Annotated in this window: 18 protein-coding genes and 1 riboswitch; of the genes, 14 read left to right on the forward strand and 4 right to left on the reverse strand. The window is 61.2% G+C overall.

Translation table 11 applies throughout. The features are described from left to right. Nucleotides 1-29: 29 nt before the first annotated feature. Entirely contained in the window at nucleotides 30-950 is a 921-nt protein-coding gene (locus F8N62_RS19670) for a LysR family transcriptional regulator (RefSeq protein WP_150712242.1), read from the forward strand. Continuing rightward, a complete protein-coding gene (waaA, locus tag F8N62_RS19675; RefSeq protein ID WP_150712243.1) occupies nucleotides 943-2223 on the forward strand; it encodes a lipid IV(A) 3-deoxy-D-manno-octulosonic acid transferase in 1281 nt (426 codons plus the stop codon). The genes F8N62_RS19670 and waaA overlap by 8 nt, the downstream gene beginning before the upstream one ends. Nucleotides 2224-2427: 204 nt before the next feature. Here the strand turns inward: waaA and F8N62_RS19680 are convergent, their stop codons facing one another. After that, the gene (locus tag F8N62_RS19680; RefSeq protein WP_150712244.1) at nucleotides 2428-3861 is read right to left on the reverse strand and encodes a TolC family outer membrane protein; all 1434 of its coding nucleotides are present in this window, start codon (nucleotides 3859-3861) and stop codon (nucleotides 2428-2430) included. Nucleotides 3862-4053: 192 nt separating this feature from the next. Continuing rightward, nucleotides 4054-4159: riboswitch (TPP riboswitch) on the forward strand. 167 nt (nucleotides 4160-4326) lie between these two features. Here F8N62_RS19680 and thiC point away from each other — a divergent pair. Further along, nucleotides 4327-6216 (forward strand): phosphomethylpyrimidine synthase ThiC, encoded by a 1890-nt coding sequence (gene thiC, locus F8N62_RS19685; RefSeq protein WP_150712245.1) that lies wholly within the window; start codon nucleotides 4327-4329, stop codon nucleotides 6214-6216. 169 nt (nucleotides 6217-6385) lie between these two features. After that, the gene (cytX, locus tag F8N62_RS19690) at nucleotides 6386-7678 is read left to right on the forward strand and encodes a putative hydroxymethylpyrimidine transporter CytX (RefSeq protein ID WP_150712246.1); all 1293 of its coding nucleotides are present in this window, start codon (nucleotides 6386-6388) and stop codon (nucleotides 7676-7678) included. Here cytX and F8N62_RS19695 read toward each other — a convergent pair. Beyond that, nucleotides 7647-8393, reverse strand: coding sequence for an RsiV family protein (locus tag F8N62_RS19695; protein WP_150712247.1), 747 nt, complete (start codon nucleotides 8391-8393; stop codon nucleotides 7647-7649). The genes cytX and F8N62_RS19695 overlap by 32 nt on opposite strands. Before the next feature lie 206 nt (nucleotides 8394-8599). Between F8N62_RS19695 and F8N62_RS19700 the strand changes: the two genes are divergently transcribed. From F8N62_RS19700 to F8N62_RS19740, 9 genes are all read left to right on the forward strand, one after another. After that, on the forward strand, nucleotides 8600-9217 hold the full coding sequence (locus F8N62_RS19700) for an NUDIX domain-containing protein (RefSeq protein WP_150712248.1): 618 nt from the start codon (nucleotides 8600-8602) through the stop codon (nucleotides 9215-9217). After that, nucleotides 9208-9660, forward strand: a complete 453-nt coding sequence (locus F8N62_RS19705) for a DUF1249 domain-containing protein (RefSeq protein WP_150712249.1) — start codon at nucleotides 9208-9210, stop codon at nucleotides 9658-9660. The genes F8N62_RS19700 and F8N62_RS19705 overlap by 10 nt, the downstream gene beginning before the upstream one ends. 98 nt (nucleotides 9661-9758) lie before the next feature. Next, the gene (cpdA, locus tag F8N62_RS19710; protein WP_150712250.1) at nucleotides 9759-10574 is read left to right on the forward strand and encodes a 3',5'-cyclic-AMP phosphodiesterase; all 816 of its coding nucleotides are present in this window, start codon (nucleotides 9759-9761) and stop codon (nucleotides 10572-10574) included. Between the two features lie 159 nt (nucleotides 10575-10733). After that, on the forward strand, nucleotides 10734-11342 hold the full coding sequence (locus tag F8N62_RS19715) for a YqiA/YcfP family alpha/beta fold hydrolase (protein ID WP_150712251.1): 609 nt from the start codon (nucleotides 10734-10736) through the stop codon (nucleotides 11340-11342). A gap of 54 nt (nucleotides 11343-11396) precedes the next feature. Next, a complete protein-coding gene (parE, locus tag F8N62_RS19720; RefSeq protein ID WP_150712252.1) occupies nucleotides 11397-13301 on the forward strand; it encodes a DNA topoisomerase IV subunit B in 1905 nt (634 codons plus the stop codon). Continuing rightward, the gene (locus F8N62_RS19725; protein ID WP_150712253.1) at nucleotides 13301-14290 is read left to right on the forward strand and encodes an esterase-like activity of phytase family protein; all 990 of its coding nucleotides are present in this window, start codon (nucleotides 13301-13303) and stop codon (nucleotides 14288-14290) included. The genes parE and F8N62_RS19725 overlap by 1 nt, the downstream gene beginning before the upstream one ends. Next, entirely contained in the window at nucleotides 14287-14811 is a 525-nt protein-coding gene (locus F8N62_RS19730; protein ID WP_150712254.1) for a TIGR02281 family clan AA aspartic protease, read from the forward strand. Before F8N62_RS19725 ends, F8N62_RS19730 begins: the two co-directional genes overlap by 4 nt. Before the next feature lie 7 nt (nucleotides 14812-14818). After that, on the forward strand, nucleotides 14819-17086 hold the full coding sequence (gene parC, locus F8N62_RS19735; RefSeq protein ID WP_150712255.1) for a DNA topoisomerase IV subunit A: 2268 nt from the start codon (nucleotides 14819-14821) through the stop codon (nucleotides 17084-17086). Nucleotides 17087-17262: 176 nt separating this feature from the next. Beyond that, nucleotides 17263-17976, forward strand: a complete 714-nt coding sequence (locus tag F8N62_RS19740; protein WP_150712256.1) for a membrane integrity-associated transporter subunit PqiC — start codon at nucleotides 17263-17265, stop codon at nucleotides 17974-17976. Between the two features lie 251 nt (nucleotides 17977-18227). Here the strand turns inward: F8N62_RS19740 and F8N62_RS19745 are convergent, their stop codons facing one another. Further along, the gene (locus F8N62_RS19745) at nucleotides 18228-19760 is read right to left on the reverse strand and encodes an AhpA/YtjB family protein (protein WP_150712257.1); all 1533 of its coding nucleotides are present in this window, start codon (nucleotides 19758-19760) and stop codon (nucleotides 18228-18230) included. Between the two features lie 134 nt (nucleotides 19761-19894). On the opposite strand from F8N62_RS19745, the gene serB reads away from it, so the two are divergent. Continuing rightward, on the forward strand, nucleotides 19895-21109 hold the full coding sequence (gene serB, locus F8N62_RS19750) for a phosphoserine phosphatase SerB (RefSeq protein WP_150712258.1): 1215 nt from the start codon (nucleotides 19895-19897) through the stop codon (nucleotides 21107-21109). A gap of 133 nt (nucleotides 21110-21242) precedes the next feature. Here serB and F8N62_RS19755 read toward each other — a convergent pair whose 3' ends face one another. Next, nucleotides 21243-23030 (reverse strand): molecular chaperone, encoded by a 1788-nt coding sequence (locus F8N62_RS19755; RefSeq protein WP_150712259.1) that lies wholly within the window; start codon nucleotides 23028-23030, stop codon nucleotides 21243-21245. Between the last annotated feature and the right edge of the window lie 161 nt (nucleotides 23031-23191).

Below are 23191 nucleotides of genomic sequence, written 5' to 3' on the forward strand. Positions count from 1 at the left end.
TACCTATCTGATTTGAAGATGGGTTGCCGATGAACGTTCAATGGAATCTCGACCAGCTGCGGTTGTTTGTCAGCGTAGCGGAACAGCGCTCGTTTTCCGCCGTGGCGCGGGATCAGCGCAAGGCGCAGTCTGCGGTCAGCAGTTCGATCGCGCTGCTGGAAGAAGACTTGGGCGTGAGCCTGTTCGATCGCAGCAGCGGTCGTCAGCCGACACTTACCGAGGCCGGCAATGCCCTGCTGGATGAGGCGCGGGAAGTGCTGCGTCAATGCGAGCGCCTGAACGGCCGGGCGTTGGCGATGATGCGCGGGCAGGAGGCGCGGCTGCGCGTGGCGCAGGATGAGGCCATGCCGTACCAGCCGATCATTGAAAGTTTCGAGGCCCTCGCGGAACAATTCCCCAGCCTTGAGGTGCAACTGACCAGCGCCGCCCAGGGCGATGTGGCGCGCAAACTGGTGGAGCGCCGCGCGGATCTCGGTCTGTTGTTTTATCACGACCAGATTCCCGAGGCGCTCGAACGGCGGGTGCTGGGCAGCGTCGAAATGGTCACGGTGTGCGGCGTCGGCCATCCTTTGGCGAAACAGTCGCCGGTAGATTGCCAGCAACTGGCGCAGCATCGGCAGCTGCTGATGTCGACCCAGTCCAGCGTTTATCCCGGCAGCGAACCGGCCAGCCCGCAAGTCTGGCGGGCCGACAGCTTTTACGTCATGGCTGAATGGCTGGTGCGCGGTCTCGGTTGGGCCTGGCTGCCACGTCATGTTGTGCAATACCCGGCGTATCAGGGGCAAATGGTCGAACTGGTCAGCGAATGGACGCCGCCGGCGCTGGTGGTGGAACTGGTCTGGCGCCGCGACGAACCGCTCGGCCCGGCGGCGCGTTGGCTGGCGGAACGTTTTGCCGTGCACTTGCAGGCGATCGGCGAAAAAACCGATAAACTCCGCCGCCATGAATAGAACTCTCTACACCGCGCTGTTTTACCTGGGGCTGCCATTGGTAGCGATTCGGCTGTGGCTGCGCTCGCGAAAGGCGCCGGCGTATGCCAAACGCATCGGCGAGCGGTTCTCCCTCGGGTTGCCAGCGATGAAGCCGGGCGGCATCTGGGTGCACGCGGTTTCCGTGGGCGAGAGCATCGCTGCGGCGCCGATGATCCGCGCCTTGCTGCAACGTTATCCACAGCTGCCGATCACCGTGACCTGTATGACGCCGACCGGGTCCGAACGCATTCAGGCGTTGTTTGCCAACGAGCCGCGGGTTCAGCACTGCTATCTGCCCTACGACTTGCCGTGCGCAGCGGCGCGATTCCTTGATAGGGTCCGGCCAACACTGGCGGTGATCATGGAGACCGAACTCTGGCCCAACCACATTCACCAGTGCGCAAAACGCGGTATTCCCGTGGCACTGGCCAACGCGCGACTGTCCGAACGCTCAGCCAAAGGTTACGGGCGTTTCAGAAAGCTGACTCAACCGATGCTCGCCGAGATGAGTCTGTTCGCGGTGCAGACCGAAGCCGAGGCGCGGCGCTTCCGTGATTTGGGCGCTCGCGACGAAACGGTCGAGGTGACCGGTTCGATCAAGTTCGACCTGACCATCGACCCGCAACTGCTCCAGCGCGCCACCGAGTTACGCGCGCAATGGCAGGCGCAGGAACGTCCGGTGTGGATCGCCGCCAGTACCCATGACGGTGAAGACGAAGTGGTGCTGGCGGCTCATCGTCAGCTGCTCGCCAGTCATAGCGATGCCTTGTTGATTCTGGTGCCGCGGCATCCGGAGCGTTTCAATTCGGTGTTTGACCTGTGCCAGCAGCAGGGTTTCGCCACGGTGCGTCGTTCCACTGGCGAGCCGGTGAGCGCCGGTACTTCGGTGTTGCTCGGCGACACCATGGGCGAGTTGCTGTTTCTGTATGCCTTGGCCGATAGCGCGTTTGTCGGCGGCAGCCTGGTGCCCAATGGCGGTCATAACTTGCTGGAACCCGCCGCACTGGCGAAGCCGGTACTCAGTGGCCCGCACCTGTTCAACTTTCTGGAAATCGCCGCGCAGTTGCGCAGCGCCGGAGCGTTGCGGGAAGTCGAAGACGCCGAAGGTCTCGCGCTGGCGGTGCAGCAGTTATTCGAACTGCCGCGCGATGCGCAGCAGATGGCGGAGGCGGGGCTGAAAGTGATGCGTGCCAATCAGGGGGCATTGCAGCGGTTGCTGGATGGGTTGGGGCGGTTGATCCGCATCGTCTGAAAGAAAAGATCGCAGCCTTCGGCAGCTCCTACGGGGGAATGCATTCCAAGCCTCGTCTGAAGAAAAGATCGCTGCCTTCGGCAGCTCCTGCGGGGGAATGCATTCCAAGCGTCGTCTGAAGAAAAGATCGCAGCCTTCGGCAGCTCCTACATTGGGATTGATGTACACCCTGTAGGAGCTGCCGAAGGCTGCGATCTTTTGCTTTTACGGGCGGGCTTTAAGCTGTTCCGCCGCAGCCTTGGCCAGGTCCGGCGGCAGGAAATCCTTGTCCGGATTGTAGTCAGCCTTGAGAAAGCGCTTCAAATCCTCCAAATCCCCCGGGTTCAACGTGCCGGCGACCTGCTTCAGGCGCAGGTTGTCGAGGATGTAGTCGTAGCGGGTGTTGTTGTAATTGCGCACCGAGGTGTACAGCTGGCGCTGGGCATCCAGCACATCGACGATGTTTCGCGTGCCTACCTGATAGCCGATTTCCGTCGCTTCCACCGCGCTCTGGTTGGAGATGATCGACTGCTTGCGCGCCTGCACCTGCTCCACATCGGTGTTCACCGCGCGGTGCAGGTTGCGGGTGTTTTCCACCACTTGCCGACGCAGACCTTCACGCTGCTGTTCCGTCTGGTCCAGGCGCGAATAGGACTCGCGAACCTGGGAGCTGGTGAGGCCGCCGCTGTAGATCGGGATGTTCAGTTGCAGCGCCAGCGTGCGTTGCTCGATGGGGCCGCCATACGCCTGGCCGAAAGCATTCGGGTTGCTGAAACCAAAGGCATCGTTGTCACCTTTCTCGTACTTCGCCACCGCATCCACCGTGGGCGCGTGGCCAGCCTTGCGCTGCTTGAGGGTTTCTTCGGCGGCGCTGACCGCGTAGTTGCTGGCCAGCAGGTTCAGGTTCTGCCGGGCGGCGGTGTCGACCCAGGCCTTGGCGTCGTTCGGCGCCGGCGGCAGGATCGGCAACGTGTGGACAATGCCCTGAATCGAGTTGTACTGACGGTTGGTCAGGGTGATTAACGCTTCAAACGCATCATCCACCTGACGCTGCGCCACGATCCGATTGGCCCGCGCGGTGTCGTAGCTGGCTTGTGATTGCAGCACGTCGGTCTTGTCCGACAGGCCGACATCGAAGCGCTCGTTGGACTGATCGAGCTGGCGCTTGAACGCTGCTTCCTCTGCCTTGGTCGAGGCCAGGTTGTCCTGGCTGCGCAGCACGTTGAAGTAGTTTTCGGCGGTTTGCAGAATCAGGTTCTGCTCGGTCGCCGAGAGTTGCAGTGCAGCTTGCTCGTTGACGTCTTTGGCAGCCTGATACTGGAACCAGCGATCGGCACGGAACAGTGGCTGGGCCAGAGTCGCTTGCCAGGAATTGGCGCTGCGGTTGGCGACCGCCGCCGGTTGATCGATGTCGGTGCGCACATTGGCGACCTGGCCACCGCCGGAGATATTCGGCAGCAACCCGGCGCGGGCCTGGGGCACGACTTCTTTCTGGGCTCCGTACTGGGCGCGGGCGGCGGCGAGGTCGGCGTTGTTGTCCACCGCTTCCTGATAAACGCTGACCAGATCGGTACGGGTCGATAAGGGCGCTTCTGCTGCCCAGGCCATTCCGTTGGACGCACAAGACACGGCAAGGGCCAGTGAAAGTTTGCGCAGCATGAGGCGATCCCTAAAAAATTACGCTGATAATTTGAGCGCCAAAGGTAAGGCGCGCACCGCGCAGCGTCAATCCGCGCGCGGCCGTTGCGAGTGTAGTTGTGCGCACCTTCGGCAACAATCCGTTAATTGCGCCATTCATCATGGTGTTTGCCGCGGTGTTGGCGTTCTTTGCCGGTTGTGTCTAGACTGGCCGGGTTCTTGTCGGGGTGCCTTGCTATGAGGCTGAGATCGAATAATTTCGGATCCCGTTGAACCTGATCAGGTTAGCGCCTGCGTAGGGAACAAGATTTCTCGTCACCCGGCGAGTCCTCTTGTGCTTCGTCCGGGATGTTGTTCGACAATCGAACACCCCTCGAGCACTGAGCACAGCACCAACAGCCATGTTTTCGCTGATTGGTCGCGTCCATTCGTTACAGGTTCGCTCCGACAAAAATCCACTGCCTGGATGTGTCTGGAGAGCCCGTGATGACGATAAAACTAAAAAATACGACGAACCTGAGTGATTCGGCCCAAGTCGATCAACAGTCGGTTCAGCCGTTTACCCGCTCGCAAAAAATCTATGTTCAGGGCTCTCGTCCGGACATCCTCGTGCCGATGCGCGAAATCAGTCTCGACGTGACGCCGACTGACTTCGGCGGCGAAATCAACGCGCCGGTCGTGGTGTACGACACCTCGGGCCCGTACACCGATCCCAACGTCATTATTGACGTGCGCAAAGGCCTGGCCGATGTGCGTTCGCCGTGGATCGAATCCCGTGGCGACACCGAGCGCCTGCCGGGCCTGAGTTCGAACTTCGGCCAGGAACGCCTCGCCGATGCCGAGCTGACCAAACTGCGCTTCGCCCACGTCAACAACCCGCGCCGCGCCAAGGCCGGGGCCAACGTCAGCCAGATGCACTACGCGCGCAAAGGCATCATCACCGCCGAGATGGAATACGTTGCCATCCGCGAAAACATGAAGCTCGAAGTGGCCCGCGCCGCTGGCTTGCTGGACCAGCAACACGCCGGCCACAGCTTCGGCGCCAGCGTACCGAAAATCATCACCCCCGAATTTGTCCGTGACGAAATCGCCCGTGGCCGCGCGATCATTCCGGCCAACATCAACCACACCGAGCTGGAACCGATGATCATCGGCCGTAACTTCCTGGTGAAGATCAACGGCAACATCGGCAACAGCGCGCTGGGTTCTTCCATCGAAGAAGAAGTGGCGAAGCTGACCTGGGGCATTCGCTGGGGTTCGGACACGGTCATGGACCTGTCCACCGGCAAACACATTCATGAAACCCGCGAGTGGATCATCCGCAACTCGCCGGTGCCGATCGGTACCGTGCCGATTTACCAGGCCCTGGAAAAAGTCGGCGGCGCTGCCGAAGACCTGACCTGGGAGCTGTTCCGCGACACGCTGATCGAGCAGGCCGAGCAGGGCGTCGACTATTTCACCATCCACGCCGGCGTCTTGCTGCGCTACGTGCCGCTGACCGCCAAACGCGTGACCGGCATCGTCTCCCGTGGCGGTTCGATCATGGCCAAGTGGTGCCTGGCGCATCACAAGGAAAACTTCCTCTACACCCATTTCGAAGACATCTGCGAAATCATGAAGGCCTACGACGTCAGCTTCTCGCTGGGCGATGGCTTGCGTCCGGGCTCGATTGCCGACGCCAACGACGCCGCGCAATTCGGCGAGCTGGAAACCCTCGGCGAGCTGACCAAGATCGCCTGGAAGCACGACGTGCAATGCATGATCGAAGGCCCGGGCCACGTGCCGATGCAGTTGATCAAAGAGAACATGGACAAGCAGCTCGAGTGCTGCGACGAGGCGCCGTTCTACACCCTCGGCCCACTGACCACGGATATCGCACCGGGCTATGACCACATCACCTCCGGCATCGGGGCGGCGATGATCGGCTGGTTCGGTTGCGCGATGCTCTGCTACGTGACGCCGAAGGAACACTTGGGCCTGCCGAACAAGGATGACGTGAAGACCGGGATCATCACCTACAAGATCGCTGCGCACGCGGCCGATCTGGCCAAAGGTCATCCGGGGGCGCAGATCCGCGACAATGCCTTGAGCAAGGCGCGGTTCGAATTCCGTTGGGAAGACCAGTTCAACCTGGGCCTGGATCCGGACACTGCCCGTTCGTATCACGACGAGACGCTGCCCAAGGATTCGGCCAAGGTCGCGCATTTCTGTTCGATGTGCGGGCCGAAGTTCTGCTCGATGAAAATCACCCAGGAAGTCCGCGAGTACGCGGCCAACCAGCGCATCGAAACCATCGACGCCGAAGTCGCCCAGGGATTGGCGGAACAGGCCGAGCGGTTCAAGCAGGAAGGTAGCCAGCTGTACAAGAAGGTTTGATCTGACCAGAGGTCGGCGGTGCCCACACCGCCGCCATCGCGAGCAAGCTCGCTCCCACAGGGGATTTGTAACGACTCAAATCCAATGTGGGAGCGAGCTTGCTCGCGATGGCGGCCGACCAGACAGCCAGGATCTAAATGACAAAAAATATCCCTCTGAGATAACCCCCTTGAGCATTCAACCCAGCACTTATTCCCCCGACATCGCGGTGCCTTTGGACAAGCGTGTCTTCGGCGGCCGCGATCTGTTTTCCCTGTGGTTCTCCCTCGGCATCGGCCTGATGGTGTTGCAGACCGGCGCTCTACTCGCGCCAGGTCTGGGCCTGTCCGGCTCGCTGCTGGCGATCTTCCTCGGCACCCTGGTCGGCGTTCTGCTGCTGGCCGCTGTCGGCGTGATCGGCAGCGATACCGGCCTGTCGTCGATGGCCGCGCTGAAACTCAGCCTCGGCAAACATGGCGCGAGCCTGCCGGCCGTGCTCAACCTGTTGCAACTGATCGGTTGGGGCTCGTTCGAAATCATCGTCATGCGCGACGCCGCCAGCCTGCTCGGAGCGCGTGCGTTCAGCGAAGGCAGCCTGCTGTCGAATCCGCTGCTCTGGACCGTGTTTTTCGGTGGCTTGGCGACCTTGCTCGCCGTCAGCGGTCCGCTGACATTTGTGCGGCAAATCCTGCGCAAATGGGGCATCTGGCTGCTGCTGGCCGCGTGCATCTGGCTGACCTGGAACCTGTTCGCCAAGGCCGATCTGGCCGCCTTGTGGGCGCAAGCCGGCGATGGATCGATGCCGTTCGCCGTGGGTTTTGACATTGCCATCGCCATGCCGCTGTCGTGGCTGCCGCTGATTGCCGACTACTCGCGTTTCGGCAAGCGTGCAAAGAACGTGTTCGGCGGTACAGCCGTGGGCTTCTTTATTGGTAATTTCTGGCTGATGAGCCTGGGCGTGGCCTACACCCTGGCGTTCGCGCCGAGCGGCGAAGTGAATGCCTTGCTGTTGGCATTGGCCGGGGCAGGTTTGGGCATTCCGCTGCTGCTGATTCTGCTGGACGAGTCGGAAAACGCCTTCGCCGATATTCACTCGGCGGCGGTGTCCAGCGGGATTCTGTTGCGCTTGAAAGTCGAGCACCTGGCGTTGGCCATCGGCGTGATCTGCACGCTGATCGCCTTGCTGGCGCCACTGGCCCAGTACCAGAACTTCCTGCTGCTGATCGGTTCGGTGTTTGCGCCGCTGTTCGGCGTAGTGCTGGTGGATCATTTCATCTTGCGCAAACGCGGTGCTCAAGTGGCGTCAGCCGCATTGCGCTGGCCGGCGCTGCTCGCCTGGTTGGGCGGTGTGAGCACCTATCATTTGCTGGCGAATCTGTACCCGGACATCGGCGCAACCCTGCCGGCGTTGGTTGTGGCAGGGTTGCTGCAGCTGGTGCTGGGCCGGGCCTTCAGTTACGGCCGGGAAACAGCTCGGGCTTGAGAATGCCGTTCAGGCGCGGGTAGGGGATCTTCAACTCGACGTGGCCCAGCGCGTAAGGGGCGATGGTGCTGACTTCGTACTTGAGGATCACCCCACCGTAAGTCAGCGCGACGTTCTGGGTTTTCTGGAACGGCCAGCTCTTCACGAACTCGGCTTCCTGATCGAGCTTGGTGCTGATCAGCCAGCTGTTGTGAGCCACTTGCGCGGCTTTCCAGAACGCCTCTTCCTGCCCAGGTACCAGCATGTCCGACAGGGTCAGCACTTTATGCTGCTGGCGCGAATAGTTGATAAAGCTGCGGCCCGGCGCGCCATGGGCGCCGCCGGTGTCCAGGTAGCTGGAAAACTCGACGATCACCAAGCCGTCATGCTGCTCGCGTACTTTCGCTTGCAGATAGCTGCTGTAGCGCGGGCCGGCGGTGCGCAAAAACTCATCGCGATAGGCCGCCAGCGTCGGCGCCACCGGGGCGTCGGGCGAGGTGCGGGTCATTTGCAGCAGGCGTTTTTCGACGATGCCATCCAGTTGCGGCTCGTCGGGAAAGCGCAGGGTATCGATGTTCACCAGCGGGCATTCCGGGGTGGTGCAACCCGGTTTCAGCGTTTCTGCGGCATCGCGAACGGTTTCCAGCGGCGCCCGGTAATTGGGTTGGAACAAGCTCTGGCACGCGCCCAGAGTCAGCGCGATTGCGGCCACGGAGGCGATTTTAAAAAGCGACATGGGCGTCCTTCATAAAACAGGGAAAGGCGAAAAGTTACCCGCTTCGACTCTCAACAAAGCAGTCAGTTCGCCACTAAGCTAATTAGAGTTGGTTTCGCCCTCACCGTCCATCCCGCTGACGGGAAAGGGGCTGCATCAAACGTCACGGGCGCGTTAGGATGGCGCGAAGTCGAGGCAGGAGCCTCGGTGCAGATACGAGGATTGTCATGACTGATTTTGCCAACGCCATTCCGACCGCCGTCGATATCGTTCGGCGCGAAAAGTGCTACGAGGGCTTTTACAAGCTCGACCGCGTGCACTTGCGCCACGAATTGTTCGCCGGTGGCATGAGCCGCGAAATCAACCGTGAAGTGTTTGTTCGCCACGATGCCGTTTGCGTATTGCCCTACGATCCGCAGCGCGACGAAGTGGTGCTGATCGAGCAGTTTCGCGTCGGCGCCATGGGCAAGACCGACAACCCGTGGCTGATCGAACTGGTCGCCGGTCTGATCGACAAGGATGAAGTACCGGAAGAAGTTGCTCACCGCGAAGCGCAGGAGGAAGCTGGGCTGGTATTCGGGGCGCTGTGGCCGATGACCAAGTATTTTCCATCGCCCGGCGGCAGCAATGAATTCGTGCACTTGTACCTGGGGCGTTGCGAGACAACCGGGGCTGGCGGCCTGCATGGGCTGGAGGAAGAAGCAGAAGATATCCGCGTCACGGTCTGGGCCTTCGAAGACGCCCTGCAAGCCGTACGCGACGGACGAATTGCCAACGCGGCCAGCATCATTGCCTTGCAATGGCTGGCATTGAACCGCGCTGAAGTGAGGGGGTTATGGTCGTAAACAAGTTGCGCGATCGCTATCGGGTTGACCTGGCGGGGCTGCAAGCCTCCTGCGAGGCCAACTATGCGCGCCTGATGCGACTGCTGCCGGACATGCGCAATGAACCTGCGGCGCGACGCATTGCCGTGACCCATGGCGAGCAGATGCTTGGCGTGCTGGCCCTCGAAGTGCTGCAGGTCTGTCCGTACACCACCACCTTGCAAGTGCGCCAGGAACACAGCCTGCCGTGGCTGCCGGTGCCGCAGCTGGAAGTTCAGGTCTATCACGACGCCTGCATGGCTGAAGTGGTCAGCGCCGAACATGCGCGACGCTTTCGGGGCATCTATCCTTACCCGAACGCCGCCATGCACCAGCCGGATGAAAAAGCCCAACTGAATATGTTTCTGGGCGAATGGTTGAGTCATTGCCTGGCCTTGGGGCATGAATACGAAGTCGTGCGTTAGATGTGAACTGCGTCAGGTTCAGGCATTTCCACTTTTGATCGTCCCCCAGCATAATTGCGGCACTCAACCATCCCGTGATCACGCCCTGGGAGAACGCCTTGCCGAGCGTATCCACATTGACCACCGCCGATCCGGCGCTGCTGGTGCAACTCTCCGACAGTCATCTGTTTGCCGAAAAGGACGGGACGTTGCTGGGCATGAACACGCGCGACAGCCTGCAAAAGGTCATCGAACTGGTGCGGTTGCAACAGCCGAGGATCGACCTGATCATCGCCAGTGGCGATCTTTCCCAGGACGGAACGCTGGAGTCCTATCAACAGTTTCGTGACCTGACCCGCCAGCTCGACGCCCCGGCACGCTGGATTCCCGGTAATCACGACGAGCCGCTGATCATGGCCGAAGCCGCCGTGCAGAGCGCGTTGCTGGAACCTGTGGTGGATATCGGCAACTGGCGCGTCACCTTGCTCGACTCGGCGGTGCCCGGCTCGGTGCCGGGGTACTTGCAGGATGAGCAGTTGCAGTTGTTGGCCCGTTCGCTGAGCGAGGCGCCGGAGCGGCATCATCTGGTGTGCTTCCACCATCATCCGGTGTCGATTGGGTGTGCGTGGATGGAGCCGATTGGCTTGCGCAATCCAGAGGCATTGTTTGCTGTGCTCGATCGCTTTCCGCAGGTGCGGGCGGTGTTGTGGGGGCATGTACATCAGGAGATTGATCAGGATCGCAATGGCGTACGCCTGATGGCCTCGCCTTCGACCTGCATCCAGTTCGAGCCGGGCAGTGAGGATTTCAAGGTCGGGGATCAGGCACCGGGGTATCGGTGGTTGCGGTTGTTGCCCGATGGTCAGATTGAAACGGGTGTGGAACGCGTCACCGGGTTCGACTTCCAGGTCGATTACGGCTCCGACGGCTACTGACACAACCCCTGTAGGAGCTGCCGAGTGCAACGAGGCTGCGATCTTTTGATTTTGCCTTTTAAAAGGAGGATCAAAAGATCGCAGCCTCGTTGCACTCGACAGCTCCTACGGCTCCTGCAGTAAACTCCGCCTTCTTTACCCGACGCACAGGGAGTTCAAATGTCCGGTTCGATCCTTTATATCCACGGCTTCAACAGCGCGCCTTCGTCGAAAAAGGCCACACAGTTGATGCAAGTGATGGAGCGTCTGGGCTTGAGCGATCAGTTGCGCGTCCCCGCCTTGCATCACCATCCGCGCGAGGCCATCGGTCAGCTGGAGCAGGCGATTGCCGAGCTTGGGCGGCCACTGCTGGTCGGCAGCTCGCTCGGCGGCTACTATGCGACTCACCTGGCCGAGCGCCATGGCCTCAAGGCCCTGTTGATCAACCCGGCCGTCAGTCCGCACCGGATGTTCGACGGACATCTGGGGACGCAGAAAAACCTGTATACCGATGAAGCCTGGGAATTGACCCACGACCACGTGACGGCCCTGGCCGAACTGGAAGTGCCGGCGCCCCAGGACCCACAGCGGTATCAGGTATGGTTGCAGACCGGCGACGAAACGCTCGATTATCGCCTCGCCCAGCAGTACTACCGGGCCTGCGCCTTGCGCATCCAGGCCGGCGGCGACCACAGTTTCCAGGGTTTTGCCGGGCATTTGCCGGCCATGCTGAGTTTTGCCGGTATCGGCGCAGATTTGTATCAGGCGATTGATTTCACAGCACTGTGAGTCGTCGCTTCTTTTTCACCGAACACTCTTTTTACAGGCGGACGACGAGACCCCATGGCCACTCCCAGCGCTAGCTCTTATAACGCAGACGCCATCGAAGTCCTCTCGGGCCTCGACCCGGTGCGCAAACGCCCCGGGATGTACACCGACACCAGTCGGCCGAACCACCTCGCTCAGGAAGTCATCGACAACAGCGTCGACGAAGCCTTGGCCGGGCACGCGACGTCGGTGCAGGTCATCCTGCATGCCGATCACTCCCTGGAAGTCAGCGATGACGGCCGTGGCATGCCGGTGGACATTCACCCGGAAGAGGGCGTGTCGGGCGTCGAGCTGATTCTCACCAAGCTTCATGCGGGCGGCAAGTTTTCCAACAAGAACTACCAGTTCTCCGGCGGTCTGCACGGGGTAGGTATTTCCGTGGTCAACGCCCTGTCGACCGAAGTCCGGGTGCGCGTCAAGCGTGACGGCAACGAATACCAGATGACCTTCGCCGACGGTTACAAGAAAACCGAACTGGAAGTGGTCGGCACCGTCGGCAAGCGCAACACCGGCACCAGCGTGTTCTTCGCGCCGGACCCGAAGTACTTCGATTCGCCGAAATTCTCCATCAGCCGCCTCAAGCACGTGCTCAAGGCCAAGGCCGTTCTGTGCCCGGGGTTGCTGGTCAGCTTTGAAGACAAGGCCACCGGCGAAAAAGTCGAATGGCATTACGAAGACGGCCTGCGCTCCTATCTGGTAGACGCGGTCAACGAATTCGAACGCCTGCCGGACGAGCCGTTCTGCGGCAGCCTGGCCGGGAATAAAGAAGCGGTCGACTGGGCGCTGCTGTGGCTGCCGGAAGGTGGCGACAGCGTGCAGGAAAGCTACGTCAACCTGATCCCGACGGCTCAGGGCGGTACCCACGTCAACGGTTTGCGCCAGGGCTTGCTCGACGCAATGCGCGAGTTCTGCGAGTTCCGCAGCCTGCTGCCGCGTGGCGTCAAGCTGGCGCCGGAAGACGTCTGGGAACGTATCGCCTTCGTCCTGTCGATGAAGATGCAGGAGCCGCAATTCTCCGGCCAGACCAAAGAACGTCTGTCGTCCCGTGAAGCGGCGGCGTTCGTCTCCGGCGTGGTCAAGGATGCGTTCAGCCTGTGGCTCAACGCGCACCCGGAGACCGGCATGCTCCTGGCGGAACTGGCGATCAACAACGCCGGCCGTCGTCTCAAGGCCAGCAAAAAGGTCGAGCGCAAGCGCATCACGGCGGGGCCGGCACTGCCGGGCAAGCTCGCCGACTGTGCCGGGCAGGACCCGATGCGCTCCGAGCTGTTTCTGGTGGAAGGTGATTCCGCCGGCGGTTCCGCCAAGCAAGCACGGGACAAAGAGTTTCAAGCGATCCTGCCGTTGCGCGGCAAGATTCTCAACACCTGGGAAGTCGACGGCAGCGAAGTGTTGGCGAGCCAGGAAGTGCACAACATCGCGGTGGCCATCGGTGTCGATCCGGGCTCGGCGGACATCGCCCAGTTGCGCTACGGCAAGATCTGCATCCTCGCCGACGCCGACTCCGACGGTCTGCACATCGCCACGCTGTTGTGCGCGTTGTTCGTCCAGCATTTCCGCCCGCTGGTGGATGCCGGTCACGTCTACGTCGCCATGCCGCCGCTGTACCGTATCGACCTGGGCAAAGAGATTTACTACGCCCTCGACGAAGCGGAACGTGACGGCATTCTCGACCGTCTGGTGGCCGAGAAGAAACGCGGCAAGCCGCAGGTCACCCGATTCAAGGGGCTGGGTGAAATGAACCCGCCGCAGCTGCGCGAAACCACCATGGACCCGAACACCCGGCGCCTGGTGCAGCTGACGCTGGAAGATTACGAAGCGACTTCAGAAATGATGGACATGCTGCTGGCGAAGAAACGCGCCGGCGACCGTAAATCCTGGCTCGAATCCAAAGGCAACCTGGCCGAGGTTCTTGGCTGATGCGGGTTGGCTTTACCCTGGCGTGTGCGTTACTCCTGGCCTCCGTTTCGGCGTTTGCCGAACCGGCACCGGAGTTGCGCCTGCTGTCCGAGCATCCCGTGGAGGGCATGCGCGGCGGCAACCTGTCGGGGCTGGCCCAGTGTGGCAAGGATCTTTGGACGATTTCCGATCGCGACGATGATCAGATTTATCGCCTGCAAACCGCTGACACGGTCTGGCAGGCAGAAGCCGTGGGCATTACCGTGCCTGCCGTGCCGGACAGCGGTTTACCTTGGGGCCTGCGTTCGCGGACCTGGGCCGCGTCTTTTGTACGGGGTGGTGACCTGGATTTCGAAGGCATCACCTGCGACAGCGCCGGCCAGCGCTACATAGTCAGCGAAACCCACGCAGCGGTGCTGCACGTGCCGCCGGTGGGGCCCGCGTCCTGGCTGAGGATTTCGCCAATGCTGGTTCGCGAAGCCCGGGCCAGCGGCATGCTGCTGCACTTCAACGCACTGTTCGAAGGCCTGGCGATCAATCCGGCTGGCGATCAGTTGTGGTTCGCCGCCGAGCGCGAACGCCGGGGCCTGCTGTCGATCAAGCGCCAGCAAACGGTTTGGGATTGCGATGGCGGTTGCGTGCTGCTGAGTGAAGCCGGGATGGAAATGCAGCCAGCGAAATTTCCCCGGGCCCGAGCAGTGTCGCGAGATTTCGCCGACCTGTCGTTGTTCAACGGCAAACTGTTCACGCTTGAGCGTAATGCGTTCGAGATCTGCCGCCGAGACGCGGTGACGGCCAAAGTCGAACGCTGCTGGTCGTACGCCGACGAGGCATTGCAGGACAATCGCCGTTATCCGCAGGGTTACGGCCTGGCGGAAGCACTGATCGTGGACGCCGATGGGGCGTGGGTCGGCATCGACAACAACGATGGCGCCCGTGCTGATGGTGAATACCGACCGATCGTCTGGCGCTTCGCCGCGCCGCAAGGTGGCTGGAGTGCAAAACCATGACCCCGCAAACGCCGGGGAAACGCGCCGGTCGGGTATTGATGGTGCTGGCCTGGTGCGCGGCGCTGTTTCTGGCGACACGCTTTTTCGGCGAGTGGGAGGCGCGACAGCACAATCCCAACGTCGTCGTTACCTCGGAACAGGGTGAAGGTTTTATCGAAGTGAAACTGGCCAGCAACACCCAGGGTCACTTCGTCGCCAGCGGCCAGATCAACGGCCAGCCGGTGGATTTCTTGCTGGACACCGGGGCCACCGAGGTGGCGATCCCGGCAGAAATGGCCGAACGGCTAAAGCTTGAGCAAGGCTTCGGGGTGACCCTGAGCACCGCCAACGGTCGTACCGAGGGTTATCGAACCCGCGTCGACCGCCTGCAACTGGGCGACATTGTGCTGCGTGATGTGCGCGCCATCGTCGTGCCCGGCCTGGATGGCAAACAGGTGCTGCTCGGTATGAGCGCGCTGAACAAACTTGAATTTACCCAGCGCGGTGGCACCATGCTGCTGCGCCAGACAACGAACCGATGAGGCCCGCATGAGCGACTCCCTTGATCTCAGCCTGGACGGTGTAGAACGCCGGTCACTGGCTGACTTCACCGAAAATGCCTACCTCAACTACTCCATGTACGTGATCATGGACCGTGCCTTGCCGCATATCGGCGACGGCCTGAAGCCTGTGCAGCGGCGCATCATTTATGCGATGAGCGAGTTGGGGCTGGATGCCGATTCCAAGCACAAGAAATCGGCGCGTACCGTCGGTGACGTGCTCGGCAAGTTCCACCCGCACGGCGATTCGGCGTGCTACGAAGCCATGGTCCTGATGGCCCAGCCGTTCAGCTACCGCTACACGCTGGTCGACGGGCAGGGTAACTGGGGTGCGCCGGATGATCCCAAGTCCTTCGCCGCCATGCGTTACACCGAAGCGCGGTTGTCGCGCTACTCCGAAGTGCTGCTCAGCGAATTGGGCCAGGGCACAGCGGACTGGGGCCCGAACTTTGACGGCACCCTCGACGAACCGCTGGTGTTGCCGGCACGTTTGCCGAACATCCTGCTCAACGGCACTACCGGCATCGCCGTCGGCATGGCCACCGACGTGCCGCCGCACAACCTGCGCGAAGTCGCGACGGCGTGCGTGCGCTTGCTCGATGAGCCGAAAGCCACGGTCGAACAGCTGTGCGAACACATTCAGGGCCCGGATTACCCGACCGAAGCGGAAATCATCACACCCCGCGCCGACCTGCTGAAAATGTACGAAACCGGCAAGGGCTCGGTGCGCATGCGCGCCGTGTACCACATTGAAGACGGCGACATCATTGTCACCGCGCTGCCGCATCAGGTGTCTGGCGCCAAGGTGCTGGAACAGATCGCGGCCATGATGCAGGCCAAGCCGTCCAAGGCCCCGCAAATCGCCGACCTGCGCGACGAATCCGACCACGAAAACCCGTGCCGGATCGTGATTATTCCCGGCGCACGGAAAAACTTTGACCACGACGCGCTGATGCAACACCTGTTCGCCAGCACCGAGCTGGAGTCGAGCTACCGGGTCAACGTCAACATCATCGGCCTGGACGGCAAGCCGCAGTTGAAGAACCTGCGCGCCTTGCTGGTCGAGTGGCTGGAATTCCGCGTGCAGACTGTGCGGCGTCGTCTGCAATTTCGCCTCGACAAGGTCGAGCGCCGCCTGCACCTGTTGGACGGTTTGTTGATTGCCTACCTCAACCTGGATGAAGTGATTCATATCATCCGCACCGAGGAGCATCCCAAAGCCGCATTGATCGCGCGTTTTGCCCTGAGCGAAATCCAGGCCGACTACATTCTCGACACCCGTTTGCGTCAATTGGCGCGACTGGAAGAAATGAAGCTGCGGGCCGAGCAGGATGAACTGCTCAAGGAACAAGCCAAGCTGCAAGCCCTGCTGGGCAGCGAAGCCAAGCTGAAAAAGCTGGTGCGCACCGAGCTGATCAAAGATGCCGAAACTTACGGCGACGACCGTCGTTCGCCAATCGTCGAGCGCGCCGAGGCCAAGGCCCTGACCGAGCACGATCTGCTGCCGAACGAGAAAGTCAGCGTTGTGCTGTCGGAAAAAGGCTGGGTTCGTTCCGCCAAAGGGCACGAAATCGACGCCACCGGACTTTCCTACAAGGCCGGGGATGGTTTCAAAGCACTGGCGGCCGGGCGTTCCAACCAGTTTGCAGTGTTCATCGATTCCACTGGACGCAGCTATTCGGTGGCCTCGCACACCTTGCCTTCGGCCCGTGGCCAGGGCGAACCGTTGACCGGTCGTCTGACGCCGCCGCCAGGCGCGACCTTTGAATGCGTGCTGATGCCCGAAGACGATTCGCTGTACGTGATCGCCTCCGACGCCGGTTACGGTTTCGTGGTCAAGGGTGAAGACTTCCAGGCCAAGAACAAGGCCGGCAAGGCGCTGTTGAGCTTGCCGAACAATTCGAAGGTCATTCTGCCGCGCCCGGTGGCCGATCGTGAGAACAACTGGCTGGCCTCGGTGACCACCGAAGGTCGCCTGCTGATCTTCAAAATCAGCGATCTGCCACAATTAGGTAAGGGCAAGGGCAACAAGATCATCGGGATTTCCGGTGAGCGTGTGGCCAGTCGCGAAGAATATGTTACGGACATCGCCGTCATACCGGATGGCGCTACATTGGTGCTTCAGGCCGGAAAACGTACCTTGTCGCTGAAAGCGGACGACCTCGAACACTACAAAGGTGAGCGTGGGCGTCGTGGTAACAAACTGCCACGTGGCTTCCAGCGAGTCGATGCGCTGCTCGTCGAAAACCTCAATTAAGCGTCCTAGAGGCCTCGATCTACGATTTAACGCGTAGATCGACGCATTGGCGCTGGAGTCGGAACGCATATTCACGGATGATATGGCCTTTCAAGCGCCGGCGTGGCCGAGCGTTCTTCATATTTTTTGAGTTTTTTCACTGTGGTTAGCCTTGTGGCAACCACCTGGATGGGACGATGACTGCTCTGCGCCTTCCTTTTATTTTGATGCTCGCTGGGGTTCTTGGCCTGGCGGGTTGCAGCGTTCACCAACCGGTGTCGCTGTATCAGCTGGACAGCGGAAGTCCGGCTCAGCCTGCGCAAAGCGCCGGCATGGCGGTTTTGCTGGGTCCGGTCGTGGTAGCGGACTACTTGCAACGTGAGACATTGTTGCAGCGCCAGCCGGATGGCAGCTTGCAAGCTTCGGTCGATGGCCGCTGGGCGGGGAGCCTGTCTTCCGACATCGATCAGCTGTTGTTGCGTCAGGTCGCGGGCCATCTCGACAGTCAACGCGTGGTGCTGGCGCCAGCGACAGTCGGCTTCACGCCGGACGTGCAGGTACTGCTGACCATCACGCGGCTGGATTCGGGTGAATCGCAACCGGCGATCCTCGATGCGCAATGGCGTTTGATCGACCGTCGTGGCCAGGTTCGCGATAACCGTATCGTTCACCTGCAGGAACAACACGCTGGCGGCACGGCGGCTCAGGTTCAGGCGCAAGGCGTGTTGCTGCAGCGCCTGGCCGAACAGTTGTCGGTCGCGCTCAAGCCACTGGCTAACCAGCCACCGATTGCCGAAGCGCCAAAAAAACCGGCGGCCAAGCCTGTGGCTCCGGCGGCAGAGCAAGAGAAACAGCCGAAGATTCCGATGGCTTCGCCGATCCGCACGGATTTGGAAGTGTTCAGATTCTGAAGCCTGGACTGATCCAGCACAAAGCCCGCAGAGATGCGGGCTTTGTTGTTTCTGCGGGTTGGAAATCTTCGGTGCGGCTGATGGCCCCATCGCTGGCAAGCCAGCTCCCACAGTGTTCAATGGTGTCCACAGAAAGGGTGCACGACCGATAACCCTGTGGGAGCTGGCTTGCCAGCGATGGCTGCGGGACAGGCAATAAAAAACCCGCAGACAATCACTTGTCTGCGGGTTTCTTCACATCGGGGTAAACCTTAAGCCCGACGCTCATGCATCCGCGCCAGTTGCCGCTCCAGCATCGACGGATACGGCTCCATCAGGCGCTCCACGCAGCAAGCACCCTCAGGGCTGGCAATCGGGCGAATCCGTGCGCGCTGGCGAATCAGCGCGTCGTCACTGATTTTGCGCTCCACCAGCAGCAGGTTGCGGCTGTGTTGCGACAGGGCCAGGGCATCTTGAGCAGACTCGGTCAGCAGCAAGTCAATCTGGCTCATGCCGAACAACTCATCGCCCAAGGTCAGGCCCAACTGCAGTTGCAGGGTGATGCCGCTGTCGGCGACTTCGATCTGCAACTGATGGCCCAGCGCCCGCAGCAGCTCGCCGCAGCAGATCGCGTTGGTGAGGTAATCGTCACCGCTGTCCTCAGTGTGGAACACCATCAGCGTACTGCCGTCATTCAGGCTATGCACTTCGCCCTGATAGAGCGAGGCCGCCTGATCGAGGCAGTCGCGATAGCGCTTAAGCAGTTCTTCCAGTCGCGCGCGGGGCAGTCGACGCAGTTGATCCTGGGCGCCCAGCTGCACCGCCAGCACGGCGCTGTGTTGCGGCACGTTGGATGGCTGCGGTTTCACCAGCGGTTTCGGTGCACTGACCATCGACTCGTCGCGCAAATCGGCAAACGCGTCATCTTCATCATCATCTTCGACGGTGCTGACAACCCGCCGTGGCGCAGGCTTCAAGCCCGCAACAGGCTTGGTTTCATCGAAACTCGGGTCACGCAGATTGCGCACTTCGAAAGACGGCTCGTTGTCGTCAGCGTCTTCGTACTCGCTTTCGTCGTATTCAGGTTCCGGCACAGGCTCCGGTTCGGCCGGTTCCGGCGCGAAGTTGGCGTGCAGCTGACGCGCCAGGTCACCGATCTCGTCCTGACGCCCGGTAGCGGGGGTGTATTCGTCAATATTGCGCAGCCACACGCGCAGTTGCATCAGCGGTGTGGAGAGGTTTCGACCCAGACGCAGGCTCAGGGCCAGGGACAGGGCCAGCAGAATCGCACTCAAAATGCCCATGCTTTGCAGGCTGATGGTCATCGGCTGCTGGAATTGATCCATGTCCAGGCTGATGCGCAGTTGCCCGGCGGTCACGTCCTGAAAGGTGATCTTGCTCTGGTACATGCCTTCGGCTTCACCCAGCAGGCTGTGCTTGGGGCGCTGACCGGCTTCGGCGAGGATGCGGTTATCCACGCTATAGATGGCCGCGTGGGCCACCAGCTTGTTTTTGGTCAGGTTGTTGAGCAGCACGTTGAGGCTGAGGATGTCGTTGGACACCAACAGCTCGGTGGCGGACGTGGCGGTCTGCGTGGTCAGGCTTTCGCCCAGCGCATCGGCCTGCTCGTGCATGGCCTGCTTGAACTGCAAACCCATCACACAGGCGTAGATCACCAGGGCCAGAGCGACCAGGATCACGTTATGGCTGGCGATGCGCAATGCAATCGGTACACGGCGGTGGCGCAGTGCACGGAAGATCAGCAGAAAGAAGTTATCGGTTTTTACTGGCGTGGGCCGGTTCACTTGAGCTCGGCTCTTTGTCCGTGAAGTTGACGCGCAGTATAGCGACAGGCCCTAGACCGGCAAAGCGTTGACGGTGCCCGATGGTCACTGAAAGTGGGTAGAATGCGGTTTTTTTCCACCTGCGGGGGTGCGCCTTGCGCGAAATCGTCCTGATAAACATCACGGGAGTCGACCGTCCGGGTCTGACTGCGGCCATTACCGGCGTTCTGGCCCAGGGTGGTGTGAACATTCTCGACATCGGTCAGGCGGTGATCCACGACACGCTGTCGTTCGGCATCCTGGTTGAAATTCCCGACACTGAGCAAGGCAAGTCGGTGCTCAAGGACATCCTGTTCAAGGGCTATGAACTTGATCAGCAGGTGCGTTTCACGCCGGTGTCCGAAGAGGATTACCAGCAGTGGGTCGGCAATCAGGGCAAGAAGCGCCACATCGTGACGCTGTTGACCCGCAAAGTGACCGCCGGACAATTGCAGGCCGTGAGCTCGATCACCGCCAAGTACGGCCTGAACATCGACCACATCGATCGCCTGTCCGGGCGCATGCCGCTGGACACCCCGGCCGACAAGGGCAAGGGCTGCATCGAGTTTTCCGTACGGGGCGAAGCGGCTGATCCGCAGGCCTTGCGAGCTGAATTCCTCAGCGTTGCCCAGGAATTGAACGTCGACATCGCTTTCCAGGAAGATTCGCTGTTCCGCCGTAACCGCCGTCTGGCGGTGTTCGACATGGACTCGACGCTGATCGAAGCCGAAGTCATCGACGAATTGGCCAAGGCAGCCGGGGTCGGCGATCAGGTGTCCGAGATCACCGAACGGGCGATGGCCGGCGAGCTGGATTTCCGCGCCAGCTTCAAGGAACGCCTGGCGTTGCTCAAAGGGCTGGACGTCAGCGTGCTCGACTCCATCGGCGCTTCGTTGCGCCTGACCGAAGGCGCTGAAACCCTGTTCGCCGAACTCAAGCGCCTGGGCTACAAAACTGCGATCCTTTCGGGTGGCTTCACTTATTTCGCCAAGCAATTGCAGGCCAAACTCGGCATCGACTACGTGTTCGCCAACGAACTGGAAGTGCTCGATGGCAAAGTCACCGGTGTGGCGGTCGAGCCGATTGTCGATGCGCAGCGTAAAGCCGATCTGCTGAAGGAGCTGGCGCACAAGGAAGGTTTGCGTCTGGAGCAGACCATCGCGGTGGGCGACGGTGCCAACGATTTACCGATGCTGGCGATTGCCGGGTTGGGCGTGGCGTTCCGCGCCAAACCGCTGGTCAAGCAGTCGGCGAAGCAGGCGATTTCCACCCTTGGGCTGGATGGCGTGCTGTACCTGCTGGGCTTTCGGGATCGTGACGGGCAGCTCTGAGTCTCGCAGAATTTAACAAGTGCCTATGTGGCGAGGGAGCTTGCTCCCGTGTGGACTGCGAAGCAGTCCTTCTTGGGGCCGCTTCGCGGCCCAGCGGGAGCAAGCTCCCTCGCCACAGGTAGCGGGTTCACTTTCAAAGCGTCTTCCACAACGAATCAAATTCCTCTTCGTTGCCGCCCGCGCCGCTCCCCGCGGCGTTTTCGTTTCTGGCAGTTTCCAGCGAACGGTAGGCAAACTGATTGAAGCTGTTGGTACTCGCCACCCGCCGGTCCAGCCCGGCCCGGCGCTCTTCGCCGTTGGTGTTGATCAGCACCTTGTTACCTTCCTGAAACGGCAATCGCGGTGCAAGCAAGGTGGCCGGCAGGTCTATCGCGCTGATGGCCGGCAGCAACAAGCCGCGTAAATAATGGCTGTGGTCGTCCCGGGTGCGCACCAGTTGCAGGCCGCAAGGTTCTGCGTAAGGCGCGACCTGTTCGATACCCATCTGCGTACCGCCACCGCGAACCTGACGGATCCAGCGCACCACCGCGATGCTCCATCCCCCACCGGTCGCATCCTCGATGCCGACCATTTCACCGGCTTGTAACTCGGCCGGCACCGCATCTGGCCAGGCCAGGCAGTAGCCCCCCGGGCTGTGATTGATCACCGGCAGTGCGTAGGTCGGGAAGTGGCGGTTGCGGTCGGAAGCATCGTGGCTGTCGTCGTTCTCGAGTTGTGGGTATTCGATTTCTTCATACGGCAGCAGCACGTCGGCGGTGCCCTGTGGCGCCGCATCGAAGGCATGGCTCCATTGATCTCTCTCCCGGGTGACGGGCGAAGTCGCGGTGAACTGCGCGCGGCCGGCGCCGGGGTTTTTCAGGATCTCGCTGAACGGGCGCTGCCCCCCGAGAAAGAAATGCAGCGCGCTCATGCCGACGCACAAGGTCAACGTTCCCTGGCTGGGGGTGCGCTGGAAACTGCGCTCGGCGGTTTGGCCCCAAGCGGCCTGAAGGTGCTGCAAGGTGTCCAGCGTCAGGCCGGCCGGGACGAGGAGCGGCTGCGTACTGGCGGTTTTTTGCAAATGCGCTTCGATAGCCGCGACCAGCGACTGTGGGTCAAGACCAAGCAACGTATCGAGTTGCTCGGGGCGAAACTTCGAGCGGTAACGCGGTCCGGTATCGAGGTCGGGCGCCACGGCAAACAGGCCCGTGGCGGGCTGGCCGGGTTGCAGCTTGATCCATTTACTCCACGGTTCCAGCACTTCGGCGAGCCGGGCGATCTGGTTCTGGCGCAGTTGATTGCAGCGTGCGGCACCCAGCAAGAGCGCGACCACGTAGGTGTGTTCGATGGTCAGCTCTTTGGTCTGACTGGCCAGCTCGTCGCGCAGGTTCAGGTGCTGAAGCCGGTGGGTGCAGGCGATTCGATACAGCTGGTGCAGTTCCCGCCACACGCCGTCCGGCACCGGGCAATAGAGTTCGGTTGCGCGGATCAACGAACCGTTGAGGCAATGGATCGCCCGTTGCAGCGCCTGCGCCAGTAGCGGCGCGCGGTCCTTGGTGAGGCGCGGTGCAATGCGCACGACGATCTGTTTATAGCCAATCGCCAGATGGCTTTGCAGCGCCTGGCAGAGGTTGGCGATCTTGCGCGAGCGCTCGTCGAGGACGATCGACTGGTGCAGGAAATGCCGCTCCAGGTGTTTGCAGACGAAATACACCTCCGGCCGCAGCAGCTCCAGCAGTTGCAGGCGATTTTCGCTGGGGGTGAGTAACTGGTTGAGCTCGCTCAAGCCCTGATAGAGCTGACGCGCGGTTTCGCCGATGTTGGCCTTGGGCAGATCGGCGATCCAGCGCTTGAGGTCGCGCGGGGTGGCTTCGCAAAACGACAGGCGCGACTGTGCAGGGACAGGGGCGCGTAACAGCAGATGGGGGCTGGTCTCATTCATGCCGTGGAAGAACTCCAACCGGGAAATGGGCAGTGAATGACCCGAACTGTAGCAGCTCAGGACCGGGGAAGGGCAGTGCAATTGCCTGGCTCCCTGTAGGAGCGAGCTCGCTCGCGATGGTCGCCAACGATAACGCGGGAGGCCTGACACCCCTCGGCGTT

It is taken from the genome of Pseudomonas fluorescens (assembly GCF_902497785.1).
GTDB lineage: Bacteria > Pseudomonadota > Gammaproteobacteria > Pseudomonadales > Pseudomonadaceae > Aquipseudomonas > Aquipseudomonas fluorescens_BO.

Coding starts and splice junctions, on each gene's coding strand:
- F8N62_RS19670 (WP_150712242.1), top strand. CDS start 30: ATGAACGTTCAATGGAATCTCGACCAGCTGCGGTTGTTTGTCAGCGTA.
- waaA (WP_150712243.1), top strand. CDS start 943: ATGAATAGAACTCTCTACACCGCGCTGTTTTACCTGGGGCTGCCATTG.
- F8N62_RS19680 (WP_150712244.1), bottom strand. CDS start 3,861: ATGCTGCGCAAACTTTCACTGGCCCTTGCCGTGTCTTGTGCGTCCAAC.
- thiC (WP_150712245.1), top strand. CDS start 4,327: ATGACGATAAAACTAAAAAATACGACGAACCTGAGTGATTCGGCCCAA.
- F8N62_RS19695 (WP_150712247.1), bottom strand. CDS start 8,393: ATGTCGCTTTTTAAAATCGCCTCCGTGGCCGCAATCGCGCTGACTCTG.
- F8N62_RS19700 (WP_150712248.1), top strand. CDS start 8,600: ATGACTGATTTTGCCAACGCCATTCCGACCGCCGTCGATATCGTTCGG.
- F8N62_RS19705 (WP_150712249.1), top strand. CDS start 9,208: ATGGTCGTAAACAAGTTGCGCGATCGCTATCGGGTTGACCTGGCGGGG.
- F8N62_RS19715 (WP_150712251.1), top strand. CDS start 10,734: ATGTCCGGTTCGATCCTTTATATCCACGGCTTCAACAGCGCGCCTTCG.
- parE (WP_150712252.1), top strand. CDS start 11,397: ATGGCCACTCCCAGCGCTAGCTCTTATAACGCAGACGCCATCGAAGTC.
- F8N62_RS19725 (WP_150712253.1), top strand. CDS start 13,301: ATGCGGGTTGGCTTTACCCTGGCGTGTGCGTTACTCCTGGCCTCCGTT.
- F8N62_RS19730 (WP_150712254.1), top strand. CDS start 14,287: ATGACCCCGCAAACGCCGGGGAAACGCGCCGGTCGGGTATTGATGGTG.
- parC (WP_150712255.1), top strand. CDS start 14,819: ATGAGCGACTCCCTTGATCTCAGCCTGGACGGTGTAGAACGCCGGTCA.
- F8N62_RS19740 (WP_150712256.1), top strand. CDS start 17,263: ATGACTGCTCTGCGCCTTCCTTTTATTTTGATGCTCGCTGGGGTTCTT.
- F8N62_RS19755 (WP_150712259.1), bottom strand. CDS start 23,030: ATGAATGAGACCAGCCCCCATCTGCTGTTACGCGCCCCTGTCCCTGCA.